Source organism: Gemmobacter fulvus (assembly GCF_018798885.1).
GTDB lineage: Bacteria > Pseudomonadota > Alphaproteobacteria > Rhodobacterales > Rhodobacteraceae > Gemmobacter > Gemmobacter fulvus.
The window spans coordinates 257,692-273,947 of the sequence record NZ_CP076362.1; the positions used below are offsets into that span (position 1 = coordinate 257,692).

Annotated in this window: 16 protein-coding genes; 10 read left to right on the forward strand and 6 right to left on the reverse strand. The window is 61.3% G+C overall.

Annotation, left to right across the window (positions count from 1 at the left end):
• Positions 1–355: 355 nt before the first annotated feature.
• On the reverse strand, positions 356–3,055 hold the full coding sequence (locus KM031_RS17675) for a hypothetical protein (RefSeq protein WP_215505192.1): 2,700 nt from the start codon (positions 3,053–3,055) through the stop codon (positions 356–358).
• A 225-nt stretch (positions 3,056–3,280) separates the two neighbouring features.
• On the opposite strand from KM031_RS17675, the gene KM031_RS17680 reads away from it, so the two are divergent.
• Both KM031_RS17680 and KM031_RS17685 read left to right on the forward strand, forming a co-directional pair.
• The gene (locus KM031_RS17680) at positions 3,281–3,637 is read left to right on the forward strand and encodes a hypothetical protein (RefSeq protein WP_215505191.1); all 357 of its coding nucleotides are present in this window, start codon (positions 3,281–3,283) and stop codon (positions 3,635–3,637) included.
• Positions 3,638–3,649: 12 nt separating this feature from the next.
• A complete protein-coding gene (locus KM031_RS17685; RefSeq protein ID WP_215505190.1) occupies positions 3,650–3,940 on the forward strand; it encodes a hypothetical protein in 291 nt (96 codons plus the stop codon).
• Positions 3,941–4,247: 307 nt separating this feature from the next.
• On the opposite strand, the gene KM031_RS17690 is transcribed toward KM031_RS17685, so the two are convergent.
• The 3 genes from KM031_RS17690 to KM031_RS17700 all read right to left on the reverse strand — a co-directional run bounded on the left by KM031_RS17690 (position 4,248) and on the right by KM031_RS17700 (position 7,107).
• Entirely contained in the window at positions 4,248–5,009 is a 762-nt protein-coding gene (locus KM031_RS17690) for an ABC transporter permease (protein WP_215505189.1), read from the reverse strand.
• Positions 5,006–5,932 (reverse strand): ABC transporter ATP-binding protein, encoded by a 927-nt coding sequence (locus KM031_RS17695; RefSeq protein ID WP_215505188.1) that lies wholly within the window; start codon positions 5,930–5,932, stop codon positions 5,006–5,008. The genes KM031_RS17690 and KM031_RS17695 overlap by 4 nt, the downstream gene beginning before the upstream one ends.
• Before the next feature lie 335 nt (positions 5,933–6,267).
• A complete protein-coding gene (locus tag KM031_RS17700; protein WP_215505187.1) occupies positions 6,268–7,107 on the reverse strand; it encodes a LysR substrate-binding domain-containing protein in 840 nt (279 codons plus the stop codon).
• A 98-nt stretch (positions 7,108–7,205) separates the two neighbouring features.
• Between KM031_RS17700 and KM031_RS17705 the strand changes: the two genes are divergently transcribed.
• Positions 7,206–8,096, forward strand: a complete 891-nt coding sequence (locus KM031_RS17705; RefSeq protein ID WP_215505186.1) for a DMT family transporter — start codon at positions 7,206–7,208, stop codon at positions 8,094–8,096.
• A gap of 399 nt (positions 8,097–8,495) precedes the next feature.
• Here KM031_RS17705 and KM031_RS17710 read toward each other — a convergent pair whose 3' ends face one another.
• Positions 8,496–9,386, reverse strand: a complete 891-nt coding sequence (locus KM031_RS17710; protein ID WP_215505437.1) for a LysR family transcriptional regulator — start codon at positions 9,384–9,386, stop codon at positions 8,496–8,498.
• A 158-nt stretch (positions 9,387–9,544) separates the two neighbouring features.
• On the opposite strand from KM031_RS17710, the gene KM031_RS17715 reads away from it, so the two are divergent.
• From KM031_RS17715 to KM031_RS17735, 5 genes are all read left to right on the forward strand, one after another.
• The gene (locus tag KM031_RS17715) at positions 9,545–10,729 is read left to right on the forward strand and encodes an MFS transporter (RefSeq protein WP_215505185.1); all 1,185 of its coding nucleotides are present in this window, start codon (positions 9,545–9,547) and stop codon (positions 10,727–10,729) included.
• Positions 10,726–11,154 (forward strand): cyclophilin-like fold protein, encoded by a 429-nt coding sequence (locus tag KM031_RS17720; RefSeq protein ID WP_246567065.1) that lies wholly within the window; start codon positions 10,726–10,728, stop codon positions 11,152–11,154. The genes KM031_RS17715 and KM031_RS17720 overlap by 4 nt, the downstream gene beginning before the upstream one ends.
• 12 nt (positions 11,155–11,166) lie before the next feature.
• Positions 11,167–11,562 (forward strand): (R)-mandelonitrile lyase, encoded by a 396-nt coding sequence (locus KM031_RS17725; protein ID WP_215505184.1) that lies wholly within the window; start codon positions 11,167–11,169, stop codon positions 11,560–11,562.
• A 105-nt stretch (positions 11,563–11,667) separates the two neighbouring features.
• Positions 11,668–12,756: an alpha/beta hydrolase gene (locus KM031_RS17730; RefSeq protein WP_260692179.1), complete on the forward strand. Its 1,089-nt coding sequence runs from the start codon at positions 11,668–11,670 to the stop codon at positions 12,754–12,756.
• A 104-nt stretch (positions 12,757–12,860) separates the two neighbouring features.
• Positions 12,861–13,904: an NAD(P)-dependent alcohol dehydrogenase gene (locus KM031_RS17735; RefSeq protein ID WP_215505183.1), complete on the forward strand. Its 1,044-nt coding sequence runs from the start codon at positions 12,861–12,863 to the stop codon at positions 13,902–13,904.
• Positions 13,905–14,486: 582 nt separating this feature from the next.
• Here the strand turns inward: KM031_RS17735 and KM031_RS17740 are convergent.
• On the reverse strand, positions 14,487–15,026 hold the full coding sequence (locus tag KM031_RS17740; protein ID WP_246567063.1) for an Lrp/AsnC family transcriptional regulator: 540 nt from the start codon (positions 15,024–15,026) through the stop codon (positions 14,487–14,489).
• Between the two features lie 45 nt (positions 15,027–15,071).
• Here KM031_RS17740 and phhA point away from each other — a divergent pair, with 45 nt between their 5' ends.
• Positions 15,072–15,872, forward strand: coding sequence for a phenylalanine 4-monooxygenase (gene phhA, locus KM031_RS17745; protein ID WP_260692180.1), 801 nt, complete (start codon positions 15,072–15,074; stop codon positions 15,870–15,872).
• Entirely contained in the window at positions 15,873–16,202 is a 330-nt protein-coding gene (locus KM031_RS17750; protein ID WP_215505181.1) for a 4a-hydroxytetrahydrobiopterin dehydratase, read from the forward strand.
• The last annotated feature ends 54 nt before the right edge of the window (positions 16,203–16,256 follow it).

A 16,256-nucleotide genomic window follows, 5' to 3' on the forward strand; every position in this document is an offset into this window, starting at 1 on the left:
TCCCTGCGGCATGTGATGTTCCAAGCGGCCCTAGTCGCGGCACGTCACAACCCGAGCCTGAAATCCTCCGCAGATCTCCTCCGCAAGGCCGAAAAACCGGATAAGGCATCATCACCGCTGACGCGAGAAGGCTGGTCACCATCGCCTACGCCCTGTGCAAGAGCCGTCAGAAATGGACCGCCACGACGTCCTGACAGATACAATTGCTAATGTGACATTCGTATTATCCCGCATAGCTGACTATCATGGCTAAGATTTCGCTGCGCACAGGTCGAACGGCTGCTTCAGTCGAGCCACTACTCAGCATGTGGAGAGTCGACTGCCCGGTATGGGTCGACTTTTCAATGCTTGATCGTCAGCGTATTGGCGCCACACAGAAACTGCGGGTCGAGATTGGGTTGTGCCAGCAGCGGCCATCCGCTTCGATAATCGGATCGTCGATCCTGACTTCGTTCAGGCGCCAGATACCATCCCGGATATAAGTCACGCTGCGGTCGCCATCCGGCCAGACATAGACGTTAAGCGCGATCTGCTCGCGCAGCTTCTGCATCTCTGCCGAGGCCTGATAAAAGATGAGGCCGCGGCAGAGCTTGGTCGAGGTCACTTCACCGCTCGCGGCCCTGACTTGACAGGTGAACTGGTCAGCGGGCAACTCGCCCGTGCTCCACTCCACCAGCAACTGCGCATTGGCCGCACAAGCCTGCGCGATATTGTCCATGCAGCCCATGTCGAAAGCGCGCGAAGCCTCGGCCAGCACCCGCGGGGGCAACGGATATTCACCCTCCTCTTGGTGCGCGAAAGCCAGCGGTTGTGTCGGTATCTCGCCCCGCCGGACAGTATCAATCAGCATTGCGCCATAAATCAGGCAGGCCTCGCCATCGGTGGTGGCAACGCGATGATGGAAGCAGCCGCGCTGATAGGCGGCCAGCGCAAGCGCCGGATCTGCGGGCTGCGCTATCCCGTCGGAAAGCAGATTTCCGGTCAGCTTGCACCCATAGGGTGCCACAGACGCGTCGGCGCCATTGCAGGTGAACTCGGCCCACCGCAGGGCCTCGGGCAGGCGCGCCTGTTGTTCCAGTGCCAGTTTTGCAGCGTCATAACAGGCCCAGGTGTCCTGGTCGTCTCCGCTGGAAATCATCGCCTCACAGGCCATGGCGCGGACCTGCAGCGCGCCTTCCCCATCACCACCTTCCGCCAGAGCATCCGCAAGCAGACTGCAAGTATTGTCCGCCTCCGCCATTTTGCGCTCGTCCCGGCACCCCATGCGCAGGGCTGCAAGATAGGCCTCGGGGTTGTCGCGGGCGGGGATCGTGACACCCTGAGCCTCATACCCGACCTTGCCGTAAATCCGCGCAAGCGGTTCACAGCCCTTGGTATTGGCAAGCGAGCAGGCCTCTTTCAGCATGGCCACTACCGTGTTCAGGCCATCCGGTGCCTCCAGCGCGGCATAGAGATAGAGAGCCTGACTGCATTCCTGCGACGATCCTTCCTCCTGGGACAGGCAGGACTGTGCGAGAGCGTCATATCTTACACGCAAGGCGGGGCGGGCCTCAGGCAGTGTCGCGTCGATGGCCGCGCCAAGGCTTGCGCAGATGCTGTCCTTGCTCTCCTGCGCGTTACAGAGCGCAATCGCGCGTGTGGTGGCGGCCTGACGCTCGGCCGCTGGCCAGAAATCCGGCAGATTTGACGGGGTGGCACAGGCCTCCGGATCGCCCGCGGCGCAGCCGCTGGTCAGGAAGGCGCTGGCCCGGGTCACCCGCGCCAGATCGCGTGCGGCGGGATCGCCATAGGTCAAGAAATCACGGTAGAGATAATAGGCGGATTTACAGCTGCGCTGATTTGGGTCGCGCGGCCCCTGGGTGCAGATCCCCGCCTCGATGCCCGCAAGTGCAAAACGTTCATCCATGGTCGGGCCCGTGCCCCGCGCCGCTGTCACCACGCCGAATCCCTCTTCCAAGGACTCACATATCCAGTCGATCCCTTGCTGGCAGGCGGTCAGATTGGCCGCGAAATTCGACGCAGCCTCGACCAGGGACGGGCTACGATCCGCCGCCGTGTTCCGCGCCAGCAGGATACAGCCGATGCGGTCCTGCGCATCGCAAAGCAGTTTCGCCAGTTCCGTCGTCACGCTGTCGTCTGCCGCCGTCTCACCCGCAAGCGCATGATCCCGCACAAGCTCTGTCGTATTTTCCTGCCGGTTGATTGCCAGTTGGCATCCTTCCAAGTCTTTGGCCATGCAGCCCAACAGAGCATAGCGTGTGACCACAGCCGGCCCACGGTCCGGGCCGTCCGGCGCCTCATAGATCAGGCTGGAAAATGCGGTGCAGGCCGTACCGAGGCCCAGATCGCAGGCCCGTTTCATCCCTGTCGGGTCACCGGCCTGACGGGCCTCGGCCAGCAAGGCGGCAGCCTCCTGAAACCCGTCGCGCCCCGCTTCGACAAATCCGGCGTCTTCGAAGATCAGAGCCTGGCTGAAATCAGCGCCTGAGGCGCAGGAACTGCCTTTGGGCAACTGATCGGAAAGGCGGAGTATCCGCTCGCTGGCCCCGGTGCTGAGAAGGCCCAGCACCAGCGCATAGCCCCCCGAATACAGCCGATACCCCGAAGCCGAGCGGCCAAAGGCAGGCAGGGATACCGCGAGATTGTTCAGCTCCCGAAGCGTATCGGCATGGCCTGCGACAAGGTGGCAGGTGTTCGGTGGGGCAAGATAGATCTGGCCGAAACCATCAGCGGTCATGGCCGTCGACGGCGGACAGAAATGGGTAACGTCGGCAGTCTGCAGATACCCCACCGCCCGCTCCAGATCCTTGCCGGTCGCATAGTCCAAAGCGAACCATGCCGCGCCATCCGGGCCGAAGGTCACGTCGCGCAATGTGACCACTTCCCCCGCCGAAAGGACGCGCGCCTCGGCCCCGTCTGGCGCACTGTAGATGGGTTGGGCCGTGCAGATATGGCGGGTTTCCAGCGGCTGATGCGGCGGAAGCTCCTGCGCCAGAGCGGGAACGCCGAACCCAAACGAGAGCAGGGCAAGGGCAGACAACGTGATCCTGATCATCAAAATTCGCCAATGGTTACGTCTCAGCCCCCCGATCAGAGGCCGCCTGCGGATGTCGGGCAGCATGGACCGGAAGCCGACGGGTTCCAAGCATGGAGGTCTGGCTTCTGGCATGATCCTGCCGAATGGGACGAGGGATACGTCCCACCGGAATCCGGGGGTGACTGTTCCAGCAGGACATCTGTACTACAGGGGGCGACGAAATCCTGAATGGGGGAAAGTCCTATGAAGAAACTTCTTCTCGTTATCATTGGTCTGGCACTGCTGGGCCTTGGCGGCTACCGGCAATTTGCCGGGGTGGGCGTCAGCGCCGCAGACCAAGCGCGTTGCGAACAACAGGTCCGTGCGCAAAGCGGCACCGACGCCGAAGCGCTGGCGCTTTTACTGCCGAAATGCAGCGATGTCGGTATGGTGGCGATGATGGATGCGCAGGCATCGGGCGATGATGCCCAGGCAGCGGCGCGCCGGATCTCGGAGGCCAGTCAGGGCGACCTGACAGCACATCTCTTCGACTGGGCAATGATCGGCGCGGGTCTGGTCGCATTGGCTGCTGCTGCGGTCATGAACCGCCGCCGCGCATGATCGGCTGCCGGGATGAAGGTCTCGCGCCGGATAGGGCTGCTGATCCTGATGGTCGTTATCGGGATAGCGCCACTCGTTTCGGTGGCCCTCGCCGGGCTGATTGCCGAATCGAACGGCTGCGCGTTGCATGAGGGCTTTGCACAGCCTTGCATCGTGTTCGGGGCCGATATCGGTGGAGTGCTTTACACGATGGCCGTCATGGGCTGGCTGATGCTGATTTCACTTTTCTTCCTTGGGGGCGGATTGCTGGGGCTGGCATGGGAAGGCATACTGCTGGTCCTCCGGAGAATGTCGCGGCGCTAGAGAAATCCGGAGCTGCGCCTTCATTGCTGCTGCAGCACTACCCGAACAGCAGCTTTCAAGCTTGCTTGGTTACAGTGTAGCGCGAGGTAGATCGGTGGTTATGGGCTTGAACTGCCTTGGCCGAGCCAGGCTAAGCGACCCATACTTGCCATCCGGGACGCCACTTGCGGCTTCCCCAGACCGGCCACTCATGTTTGCCGTAGCGATCCAGACCGGGCACAATCGCCGATGCGGACGAAGCGGACATTTACCTCTAGTTCCCCGGCCGTAAACACGCATTGGCGACGAGGCGGTCCGACCCGTAACCCTACTGCCGGATACGCCAGCCCGTCCGGAAGATCCACCAGACCGCCGCGAGGCAGGCGGCGGTGAACAGCAGGATCGCCAGCAGGCTGACCATCACCGGCACGTCTGCGGTGTCGAAGAACGACCAGCGGAAGACCGACATCAGGTACACCACCGGGTTGAACAGCGCGAGGCTGCGCCAGATCCCCGGCAGCATATTCACGCTGTAGAAGCTGCCGCCCAAGAAGATCAACGGGGTCAGGACCAGCAGCGGGATCAGTTGCAGCTGTTGGAAATCCTTCGCCCAGATGCCGATGATGAAGCCGAACAGCGAGAAGCTGAAGCTGGTCAGCACCAGCAGCGCGAACATCGCAACCGGATGCGCGATCGGCAGGTCGACGAACAGGAACGCCGTGGCGAGGATCACCAGACCGATCAGGACGGATTTCACCGCCGCCGCGCCAACATAGCCGATGACGATCTCTGCCGTGCCGATGGGCGCGGACAAGAGCTCGTAGATCGTGCCGATGAACTTGGGGAAATGGATCGCGAAGGACGCATTCGCCACTGACTGGGTGATCACCGTCAGCATGATGAGCCCGGGCACGATGAAAGCGCCATAGGTCACGCCATCCACCGTCTCGATCCGGCTGCCGATGGCGGCGCCGAACACCACGAAATACAGCGAGGTCGAGATGACCGGAGAGACCAGCGATTCGATGATGGTGCGGTAGAAGCGCGCCATTTCGCGGTTGAAGATCACCCGGATTGCCTGGACGTTCATGCCTGCCCCCTGACCAAGCCGACGAAGATGTCTTCGAGGCTGCTTTGCCGTGTCGCGAGGTCAGTGATCTGCAGGCCCGCCGCGCGCATCTCGCCCAGCAGGGTGACAATCCCGGTACGCTCGCCCTTTGTGTCGTAGGTGTAGGTCACGCTGCGGCCGCCCGGTCCCAACTCCAGCGCGTATCCGCGCAGCGCTTCGGGCACGACCGTCAGCGGCCCGGCCAGATCGACCTGCAGCTGCTTCTGGCCCATCCGGGTCATCAGCCCGACCTTGTCCTCGACCAGCAGGATCTCGCCCTTGTTGATCACGCCCACCCGGTCTGCGATCGCCTCGGCCTCTTCGATGTAATGGGTGGTCAGGATGATCGTCACGCCCTGCGCCTTCAGGTCGGCAACGACCGACCACATGTCCTTACGCAGTTCGACATCCACGCCGGCAGAGGGTTCATCGAGGAACAGCACCCGGGGCTGGTGCGCCAGCGCCTTGGCGATCAGTACGCGCCGCTTCATGCCGCCCGACAGCGGCTGGATCGGGCTGTCCTTCTTGTCCCATAGCGATAGTTGCCGCAGCACCTTCTCGACCTGCGCCGGGTCCGCCGCCTTGCCGAACAGCCCGCGCGAGAAGGAGACCGCGTTGATTACCTTCTCGAACGGCTCCAGCGTGATCTCCTGCGGGACGAGACCGATCAACTCGCGTGCGGCCCGGAAATCGCGCACGACATCATGCCCGCCGACGGTCACGCTGCCCGAAGTGGGGCGCACGATGCCACAGATGGTCGAGATGAGTGTGGTCTTGCCCGCGCCGTTGGGGCCGAGCAGTGCGATGATCTCGCCCTCCTCGATCTCCAGATTGACCGACTTGAGCGCCGAGAAGCCTGACTTGTAGGTCTTGGTCAGATCCCGGACAGATACGATAGTTGGCATGACTTCCCCTGACCTCCGATGGATTCTTGTATCGCCCCGAAGCGCCTGAGGCCAGCGATCATGGTCCGCATAAGGCTTGCGGTCCATTGCCGTCGGCCACCTGCCTAGGATACTGCATCGCCGCATTCTCCACAGTCGCGCTTTGGCGGGTGCTGCAGCAAACTCGGAGAAATGTCGTAGCAATGCGGGACATTGCGGTCGTTGGCCTGACCGCCCCCTGTATGTCAGACCGGATATAGGGAAGCTTAGCGACTCTCGCAATTTTTTTTGCACAGGCCGGATACAAGCGTGTGTCCCGCCATGAAGTTGGGCCACCAGTCAGGCTGGCGCTCTCACTAGGGCACCTGCAGCACCAGTTCTTCCACTGCATCGGAGAGCTGCTGGTTCGCGGCGCGGTTGCGTATGAGAACAATATCGAGATTTTCCGGGGCCTTTAACCCAATTGCGCCCGACGGAAGAATGAGCTCCGGAGGAGCCGACATCCGGCTTACGGCGGCAATGGCAAGTCCCGCCTCGACGATTGTCAGTAAGCCGGCCAGACTGAAGCTTTCATATGTCGCGCGGAAGGGCAAATTGCTTTGCGCGAGGGCGGCGAGCGTCACGCGGCGCGCTTCGGATCCCGGCTCAAACAGCGCCACCGGGAGTGGCTGTTTCTCAAGCGCGGCCCCATCGCGTGCCGCAATCCATACCATCGGCTCGCGGCGGATCAACCGGCCGCCAACGCCTTTCGAGCGGGTCACAACCGCGAGATCGACCTCACCCGCTGCGACCAGAGGCACGAGCGCAGTAGATTGCGCGCAGAACACCCTGATTTCTGCCTGCGGATAGAGCAACCCGAAGCGCCGAAAAACGGGCGGCAAGAATTGCGAGATGTAGTCATCCGGCGCACCAACGGTAATCGTGCCCCTGACCCCGGGCCTGCCAAAGCTTTCAGCGGCCTCATCATGCAGGCGCAGGATACGGCGAGCATAGGCCTCAAGTCTCTCTCCAGCACGGGTCAGCGCCAGATTGCGCGTATCGCGCAGAAAAAGTGTCGCGCCGACCTCTTGCTCCAGCCGCGCGATATGGGTCGAGACTGTTGCAGGCGAGCGATGCACATGCTGCGCCGCCCGGTTGAAGCTCATGGCATCAACGCAGGCGACGAAGGTGCGAAGCAGGACATGGTCAAGCTGCATCTATTTAAGAATCCCAAACAATACCTTTCGATTATATTGATTTACAATTGTTTCGCCAGCGCTATTCCTGATCTGGAACCTATCGTGAGAGGGCAGGAATGACACCGCAAAACCAGGGGATTGCAGGAGTCATTATGGCTCAGACGGTGCTGGGCACATTGGGGCTTTGCGTGTTGCAGGCAGCCGCGTCCCCCCTCTCGATCGCCTTCTATCGCTGCCTGATCGCGGCGGTTGCGCTGGGGACATATGCGGCTTTGCGCGGCGATCTTGCGGGCCTGTTGCGCCTTCCGAGACGGGTTCTTTTGCTCGCGATTCTCAGCGGGTTTCTGATGGTCGGGAACTGGGTTCTATTCTTCGAGGCGATCCGCCGGTCTGGGATATCGGTTGCAACCATTGTCTTTCATGTGCAGCCCTTTCTGATGGTGCTCGTCAGCGCGCTTTTGTTTCGTGAAAGGCTGCGCTCCATCACATTTCTCTGGTTTGGCCTCGCGCTCATGGGCCTCGCCTTTGCGACGGGGATCTTCGACCTGTCGGGGGTAGCCGACGGAGAATCACGGATTGACTGGATTGGCATAGGTGCCGCGGTCGCAGCGGCGTTGCTTTACGCGCTGGTCACGATCATCGCAAAACGGCTGCCGCGCTCCGGGGGATTGCAGCTGACCTTAATCCAGTGCCTCTGCGGCGCCATGGTGCTGACCCCCTGGCTATCTTTAACCCCGGGAGAGGTGACGGGCGAACAATGGAAATGGTTTGCGATTATTGGTCTCGTCCATACCGGTGGGGTCTATATTCTGCTTTACAACGCTTTGCAGAAGCTGCCGATTGCGGTCGCTGCTGTTCTGCTGTTCCTTTATCCGGTCAGCGCCATCATTGTTGATGCCGCCTGGTTCAGACAACCGATTTCGCTGATGCAGATTGCCGGGTTCCTGTGTGTTCTACTGGCAAGCCTCGGAATTACTCTGAAATGGGGGTTAAGAAAAATCTGCTGAAGCCGCGCGGCCAAATGTGCGCTGTGCGCGGCTCGGCACCCTGGGTTTCCATGAGCGATGATTAAGCGTCCGCTTTGGCCTCCGAGCAACATGTTGCGGATCAGCTACCCTGAGGTTCGACTAGCGCAGTCGAACCGCCGCCCAAGGCAGTCAAGGTCGGCCCTGAGCAGCCGGTCGACCAGTCAGCATGCTGCGTGGCCGCATTCCCGGAAGCTGCCGTTCGGCCGGCACCGCGGCAAAGCCTGTAGCGATACGGCCCATAGCTGATGGAGCATGTGACGGACGAGATCTATCAGGCGCATTAAGTTCGCGGCTGGCCGGATGGCTGAGATCCGGCCAGCACCGCCTGCTACAATGGCGAATTTCGGTCACCATACGTTGTGATTTTGACCTCGCCCGTCAGCGGTGCCGGAGGGCATCCACCACGACACGGAAGGCTGGCAGACTTTGCCTGCGGCTGGGAAAATAGATGTAATATCCCGAAAACGGCTGCGACCAGTCATCCAGCACGACCTGTAGGGTGCCAGCGCGGATCTGGTCGGTGACCATGTCTTCAGGGACATAGGCGATGCCATATCCAAGCAGCGCGGCCTCCACCATTTCGTAGGATCCGTTGAAGGTCAGTTGGCCATCCACGCGCACGCGCAGCTCCTGGCTGTCCTTCTCGAACTCCCAGGCGTAAAGGCCGCCTGCGGCGACCTGTCTGATGTTGATGCAGGTATGGTTGACCAGGTCTTTCGGGTGTTCCGGTATGCCCCGTTTCGCGAGGTAATCCGGTGCGGCCACGGCCACCAGCCGCCAGTCGGGGCCGATCCGGACCGCTACCATGTCCTGCTCGACGCTTTCGCCGAGACGAATGCCGGCATCAAAGCCGCCGTCCACGATGTTGCGGAAGGCACTGTCGACGCTGAACTCGACATGCAGATCCGGATAATCCTGCAGAACCCGGCCGAGTTTTGGCCAAACGAGCGTGCGCAGCGCATGATCCGAGAGTGTGATCCGGATCCTGCCTGCAGGTTTGTCCCGATATTCCATGATGGCGGCCATCTCGGCTTCGATCTCGGCAATACGCGGGCTGAGCGACTGCCGCAGGCGCTCACCTGCCTCCGTTGGCGCAACATTCCGGGTTGTGCGGTTCAGGAGCAGGACACCCATCCGGGTCTCCAGCCGCTTGATCGTATGGCTGAGGGTGGATTGTGAGATCCCGATCCGGGCGGCCGCGCGCGTGAAGCTGCGCTCTTCGGCCACGACGAGGAACCAGAGCAGATCGTTGAACTGTTCGCGGGCTATTGAACGTCTCCTGAGGCGGGCGAAAGGCAGGGTTTCGCGCAAATTTATGGCTCAGGTCGATTAATGCAAGCGGATTTACACGGGTAATCTGCGGGGAGCTGCCCTGCTACATGTCGTCGGCAACAGACAGAGCCAGAGCGGCGAGGCAGATACCAGGTATGACAGTCAGCACTTTCACCCATGAGGACACGGGCCGGGCAACGCGGCTTGCCGTCCTCTCCATGGCGCTTTGCGTGGCGGTGCTGATTGCATCCGAGTTTCTGCCGGTCAGCCTGCTGACCCCGATTGCCGCCGATATGGGGGTGACAGAGGGCCATGCCGGGCAGGCAATTTCGATCTCGGGGCTGTTTGCGGTCATCACCAGCCTGACCATTGCGCGGGCCACCCGCGGCCTGGACCGTCGACGGTTGCAGCTTGGTCTGACGACGCTTCTGGTGGTGTCGGGGGTGATCGTGACCTTCGCGCCGAACTATCCGGTGCTGATGTTCGGTCGGGCTCTGCTTGGTGTTGCGATTGGTGGCTTCTGGTCGATGTCGACCGCCATCGTTATGCGGCTCTTGCCTGCCGGTCAGGTGCCGCAGGGCCTTGCGGCGCTGAATGCGGGCAACGCGATTGCGGCTACCGTGGCGGCACCGATGGGCAGCTGGCTGGGCGATCTGATCGGCTGGCGGGGCGCCTTCTTCCTGATTGTGCCGCTGGCACTTCTGGCTCTGCTTTGCCAATGGCTTGTCATGCCCTCGCTGCCCGCTGAGGAGAACAACCGGACAGGCGGTCCGTTCGGGCTGCTGGCGCGGGCGGAGGTGTCCACCGGCATGGCAGCGATCTTCTTTCTGTTCATGGGGCAGTTCGCGCTGTTCACTTATCTCAGGCCCTTCCTCGAAGGTGTGGCGGGCTTCAGCGTGCCGGAGCTGTCGCTGGTTCTGCTCCTGATCGGTATTGCCGGGGTGGCCGGGACCTGGGCAATCAGCCGGCTCCTGAAGGTCATGCTTTTCCCGCTGCTTATCGGCATTCCGCTGGCCATGGCCGGGATCGCGGCGCTGCTGCTGTTCTTCGCACAAAACCAGATCGTGGTCGCACTCCTGCTGCTGTCGTGGGGGCTGTTCGCGACCGCTGCTCCCGTGGGCTGGGGCACCTGGCTGGCACGCACATTGCACAGGCAGGCTGAACTGGGGGGTGGCCTGCAGGTCGCGGTCATTCAATTGGCCATAATGTCAGGCGCTGCCATCGGTGGGCTGATCTTCGATGCCTTTGGCTGGGCCGCCGATTTCATCCTCGCCGCAGCCCTGCTGCTGGCCGCCTCGGTTGCCGCACTTCTGGCGGCGCGCATCGGACGGAGGACATGATGAACCGACGCCATCTGCTTGCCGGTGCCGCCCTTCTCTGGCCCGCCCTCGTCCATGCCCAAAGGAGCGCCCCGATGCGCCTGCGCTGCCGCTTTGCCGATCAGGATTTCAGCTGTCTGATGGAGGATAACGCCACGAGCCGCGACCTGATCTCGCTTCTGCCGTTGGACCTGGTGATCGAGGATTTCTCGGGCAATGAGAAACTGGCCCACCTGCCGCGCCGCCTTGATGAGACCGGGCGGCAGCCGATCACGGCAGAGGCCCCGGGCGATCTGTGCTATTTCCGGGGCTGGGGCAATCTGGCGTTTTTCCATGCTGACTACACCTATCGCGACGATCTGATCCTGTTGGGCCGGATCGAAGGCGGGGTGGCACCGCTTCTCGTCAGGGGCAAGCATCCGCTGCACCTGAGCCTCGTTTCCTGAAAGGAGACCATCATGGACATCTTTCGCGCAGGCCACATGCCGTCTCGCAAGGGGCCAGCGGACTGGTTCACCGGGCAGGTCCGGATTGATGCCCTGTTCAACCCCGCCGCCCCTGATCGGGTCCAGGGGGCCAGCGTCACCTTTGAACCCGGCGCCCGCACCGCCTGGCACACGCATCCGCTGGGCCAGACGCTGATCGTGACGGCGGGCATCGGTCGGGTGCAGCACGAAGGTGGTGCGATTGACGAGATCCGCCCCGGGGATGTGGTCTGGTTCGCCCCGGGCGAGCGTCACTGGCACGGCGCCGGGCCGGACACTGCCATGACCCATATCGCGATCCAGGAGGTGCTGGACGGCAAGGTGGTCGACTGGCTCGAACATGTGACTGACGCCGAATACGGCGGCTGATCTCCGAGAACCCTGACCTTTCCGACGAATGAGGCCGCCCGAAGTCACGGGCGGTCAACACCCCCGCATTGCCCATAATAACCCCCATAATAGCCCACGGAGATGATGATGACAGAAGACCAGAATATGAATGCAGCCGATCAGTCCGCCGCCGGTATCGACCGCCGCCGCCTGCTGCAACTGGGCGGCATCAGCCTTGCGGCGCTTGGTGCAACCGGGCTTGCCGCCCCTGCGCACGCCGAAGACACGGGTTGGGACAAGACCTTCCCGAAGAGCGATGCGGTTGAACACCGGAAAGTTTCATTCACCAACCGCTATGGCATCGCCCTTTCAGGTGATCTTTACCTTCCGAAAGATGCCGCTGGCCCCCTGCCCGCGCTCGCGGTGGCCGGCCCCTTCGGCGCGGTGAAAGAGCAATCTGCCGGGCTCTATGCCCAGACCATGGCGGAGCGCGGTTATGTGAGCCTCGCCTTCGATCCCTCTTTCGTTGGCGAAAGTGGCGGCCCCGGGTATCCGGTCGCCTCACCCGACATCAACACCGAAGATTTCAGCGCCGCCGTTGATCATCTCGGCCAGCAGACTTTGGTCGACCGCAACCGGATCGGCGTGATCGGTATCTGTGGCTTTGCCGGTATGGCGCTGAATGCTGCCGCTTCGGACACAAGGATCCGGGCGGTGGCGACCACCAGCATGTATGACATGTCGCGCGTCATGGCGCGGGGCTATAATGACAGCACCACCCCGGAGCAGCGCGCAGCGGCTCTGGAACAGATGAGCCAGCAACGCTGGGCGGATGCCGAGAATGGCAACCCGGCGCTCGCCGGTGGCCTGCCTGACACGCTGGACGGCGTCGACAACCCGGTCGTGCAGATGTATTTCGAATATTACAAGACGGATCGCGGCTTCCATCTGCGCTCGGTCAACTCGACGACCGGTTGGACGGTGACCAGCGCCATGTCCTTCATGAATATGCCGCTTCTGACCTATATCGCTGAGATCACGCCGCGTCCGGTATTGCTGATTGCTGGTGAGAACGCCCATTCGCGTTACTTCAGCGAGGATGCTTTCGCCGCCGCTGCTGAACCAAAGGAGCTGATGATCATCGACGGGGCCGATCACGTCGATCTTTATGACCAGACCGACATCATTCCCTTCGACAGGCTGCAAGCCTTCTTCGGGCAGCATCTGGCCTGATCCCGCCCCGCCCCGTCTGGGGTGAAGGCGGAACATCCCGAAATCCGGGCGTCGCGGCAAACAGGGGTCGCAGCGCCGCATTCAATCCTGAAAGGAGACCAGACATGGTCGTGAAAGCCTATGGTGCCGCGGCAGGCGATAAGCCGGTGGCCCCCCTCAACATCACCCGCCGCGCGCACGGCGCGCATGATGTGCAGATCGAGATCCTCTATTGCGGCATCTGCCATTCCGACCTGCATCAGGCGCGGGGCGAATGGGCGGGCACGCTTTACCCCTGCGTTCCCGGTCATGAGATCGTGGGCCGCGTGGCGGCTGTCGGCGGTCATGTCACCAGCCACAAGCCCGGCGATCTGGTCGGTGTCGGCTGCGTCGTCGACAGCTGCCAGCATTGCGCCGAATGCGATGACGGGTTCGAAAATTACTGCAACGGCATGATCGGCACCTATAATGCGCCCACGCCCGACGCGCCCGGCCATACCCTTGGCGGCTATTCGCAAGAGGTGGTGGTGCATGAACGCTATGTGCTGAAGATCACCCACCCCGAGGACCAACTGGCCGCCGTCGCTCCGCTGCTGTGCGCCGGGATCACCACCTACTCGCCGCTGCGCCACTGGAATGTGGGGCCGGGCAAGAAAGTCGGCGTAGTGGGCATCGGTGGCCTCGGCCATATGGGCATCAAGCTGGCTCATGCGATGGGTGCGCATGTGGTGGCCTTCACCACATCGGAAGGCAAGCGCGCGGATGCCAAGGCGCTTGGCGCGGATGAGGTGGTCGTCTCGCGCAATGCGAAAGAGATGGCAGCCCAGGCCGCCAGCCTCGATTTCATCCTGAACACGGTCGCCGCGCCGCATGATCTGGATGCGTTCCTCGCGCTGCTGAAACGCGACGGCACCATGGTGCTGGTCGGCGCGCCGGCAAGCCCGCACCCTTCGCCCAATGTGTTCAACTTCATCATGCGCCGCCGCAGCCTCGCGGGTTCGATGATCGGCGGCATTCCGGAAACCCAGGAGATGCTAGATTTCTGCGCCAAGCATGGGATCACATCGGAGATCGAAATGATCCGTGCCGATGAGATCGAACCAGCCTATGAGCGGATGCTGAAGGGCGACGTGAAATACCGCTTCGTCATGGATATAGCCACGATGTAATCATTTCTTGCCCGGCGTTCTGCTGGGCGAGAAATTATTTGTTGAGGCATGCGATAGGAGCACAAGGTCTCGCGCCCCGGTGTGTTGTTGGGTAATATCCACTTATCAAGAGGTGGGCGGCAGAGTGTGATCGCGACAGCGGCCCATACCGGTCATTCGGCTGAGATTGTTACCGCAGTGTTGCATAAACCAAAGCAGCCGCTCGAAGCATGAAGCAGCATTCAGCGTTCAGGCGCGGACAGGGCCCGCAGTTAGGTGACTTCCCGCCATATCCAAAAAGGATTGGCTCAAGTCACGTGGTCTATCCACTTCGGACATCGCTCAACACGCTGGCCGGCACAACGACATCCGACCCAGTCAAGCGACGCATGTGACATGGCTGATCGTTTGCGGCCAGAAACATTTCTTCGGCGAGATCGGTCCAGTTCAGTGCCATCGGCGTTGCTCTGCTCTCCAACTGTGAACCGCCCGTAGAAGGAGCTTTTGGGGAACCAAAAAATTGACCACCGGGTGCTAGTCGCAGTTAGGTAAAGTTCACTGGCAGATCAGCGCAACCAACTGGAAAGACTGGATCGCGCAGTGCTAACTTTGATCGAGGGGCAGCTCGGTTGTCGCCTTGATCTGGCGCAGGACAAAACTGGTCGATGCCGTCCGAACAATGCCAAGTGACAAGAGGTGCCGCATTAAAAATGTTTCCAACCCCTCGGCGTCTGCGGCGACGACCTTAACCATGTAGTCGAAGCTCCCAGTGACGCGTGCACATTCCATGACTTGGGGATTGCCCTGAACGAAAGCATCAAAGCGGCTCACTGTCGGCTCGGTGTGGTCAGTCAGTGAAACCTGGACGTAGGCCAAGACAGTCAGACCCAGTTTGTGCCGGTCCAGCAGTGCAACATGACTGGCGATGACCCCCAGATCTTCAAGCCGCTTTATCCTGCGCCAGGCGGGTGAGGACGTAAGGCCAGACGTCTCGGCCAGATCTTGCGTCGAGGCACGACCATTGCGCTGTAGGGCACGTAGCAGACGACAGTCAGCGTCTGATAGATCAACTTTGGGCATAAAATTCCAAGAAACTGGGAAAATGTGGAATCTGATTTCCACATGATGCGGGACGATGGTCATTCCGACAAGAATTTTCTGCAAGAACCGGCAATGCTCGTGAATGCAATGGAGGGACAGATGCTCAAGACCTCGACTTACAATGCCATGCCCCCAGATGAGACGGGTCATGTGCCCTATTCGCGTGAAGAGGATGGCGTATGGCGCGATCTGATGGCGCGACAGATGCCTGCTGTTCAGGCACGCATGGCAGCGCCCTACCTTGAAGGGTTAAAGCGGCTCTCCATGCCCGCTGACCGGGTGGCGCAATGCAACGAGATTTCGGCCAGCCTGACAAAGGCCACCGGTTGGAGGGTAGAGCCGGTCCCGGCCCTGATAGGATTCGGCCGCTTCTTCGGGCTGTTGGCCGAAAAGTGCTTTCCGGCTGCTTCCTTCATCCGGCGGCGCGAACATTTCGATTACATAGAAGAGCCTGATATTTTTCACGAGATTTTTGGCCACACGCCGCTGCTGACCGACCCTCGTTTTGCCGCTTTCAGTCAAGCGATCGGCGAGGCGGGGCTGAGGGCAGAGAAGGTAGACTACGCCTGGCTGATACGGCTTTACTGGTTCACCATCGAATTCGGGCTGACCCGCGAAGCGGGCGTCCTGAAGGGGCTCGGGTCTGGTCTTGCTTCGTCCATTGCAGAACTGAATTGGGCAACCAGTGGTCAGCCGGAACTCAGGCCCTTTGACGTGCTGGACATCCTTCGCACACCTTACCGCATAGACATCCTGCAGCCTGTCTATTTCGTCATCGACGATCTGGACTTGCTGTTCACCGCTGCGCGCCGCGATCTGCTGGCCGATGTGGCGCAAGCCCGTAGCCTAGGTCTACATGCCCCGAAATATCCCGCAAAGGTGGCTTGAATGAGTGTCTGCGATCTGACCAACCGCGATTGCGGGCCCTGCAAGGGCGAAGGAACCACGCTTGGCGATCCCGCCGAGCTGATGGTGTCGCTTCATGCCGACTGGCGGCTGGATGGCACTCGGCTTTTGCGTCGCTATGCCTTCAAGGGCTTTGCCAAGGCCGTTCAGATGGCAAATCTTGCCGCTTGGTTGGGTGAGCGCTTGGGGCATCATCCTGATGTCAGCTTTGGTTGGGGCTGGTGCGAAGTGGCCTTCACCAGCCACGAACTCGGCGGCTTGACCGAAAATGATTTCATTGCTGCCGCCAGGTTGGATTCGATCACCGACTGAATACGACATGTTCTGACGCAAATTTACTGGACATGGATGTCCAGTTGGCGCGAA

What these genes read in the sequence shown, in the direction of transcription:
- phhA (WP_260692180.1), top strand. Translation starts at nt 15,072, where the DNA reads ATGGAGGGACAGATGCTCAAGACCTCGACTTACAATGCCATGCCCCCA.
- KM031_RS17735 (WP_215505183.1), top strand. Translation starts at nt 12,861, where the DNA reads ATGGTCGTGAAAGCCTATGGTGCCGCGGCAGGCGATAAGCCGGTGGCC.
- KM031_RS17715 (WP_215505185.1), top strand. Translation starts at nt 9,545, where the DNA reads ATGACAGTCAGCACTTTCACCCATGAGGACACGGGCCGGGCAACGCGG.
- KM031_RS17725 (WP_215505184.1), top strand. Translation starts at nt 11,167, where the DNA reads ATGGACATCTTTCGCGCAGGCCACATGCCGTCTCGCAAGGGGCCAGCG.
- KM031_RS17680 (WP_215505191.1), top strand. Translation starts at nt 3,281, where the DNA reads ATGAAGAAACTTCTTCTCGTTATCATTGGTCTGGCACTGCTGGGCCTT.
- KM031_RS17700 (WP_215505187.1), bottom strand. Translation starts at nt 7,107, where the DNA reads ATGCAGCTTGACCATGTCCTGCTTCGCACCTTCGTCGCCTGCGTTGAT.
- KM031_RS17685 (WP_215505190.1), top strand. Translation starts at nt 3,650, where the DNA reads ATGAAGGTCTCGCGCCGGATAGGGCTGCTGATCCTGATGGTCGTTATC.
- KM031_RS17705 (WP_215505186.1), top strand. Translation starts at nt 7,206, where the DNA reads ATGACACCGCAAAACCAGGGGATTGCAGGAGTCATTATGGCTCAGACG.
- KM031_RS17740 (WP_246567063.1), bottom strand. Translation starts at nt 15,026, where the DNA reads ATGACCATCGTCCCGCATCATGTGGAAATCAGATTCCACATTTTCCCA.
- KM031_RS17690 (WP_215505189.1), bottom strand. Translation starts at nt 5,009, where the DNA reads ATGAACGTCCAGGCAATCCGGGTGATCTTCAACCGCGAAATGGCGCGC.
- KM031_RS17720 (WP_246567065.1), top strand. Translation starts at nt 10,726, where the DNA reads ATGATGAACCGACGCCATCTGCTTGCCGGTGCCGCCCTTCTCTGGCCC.
- KM031_RS17695 (WP_215505188.1), bottom strand. Translation starts at nt 5,932, where the DNA reads ATGCCAACTATCGTATCTGTCCGGGATCTGACCAAGACCTACAAGTCA.
- KM031_RS17730 (WP_260692179.1), top strand. Translation starts at nt 11,668, where the DNA reads ATGATGACAGAAGACCAGAATATGAATGCAGCCGATCAGTCCGCCGCC.
- KM031_RS17675 (WP_215505192.1), bottom strand. Translation starts at nt 3,055, where the DNA reads ATGATCAGGATCACGTTGTCTGCCCTTGCCCTGCTCTCGTTTGGGTTC.
- KM031_RS17750 (WP_215505181.1), top strand. Translation starts at nt 15,873, where the DNA reads ATGAGTGTCTGCGATCTGACCAACCGCGATTGCGGGCCCTGCAAGGGC.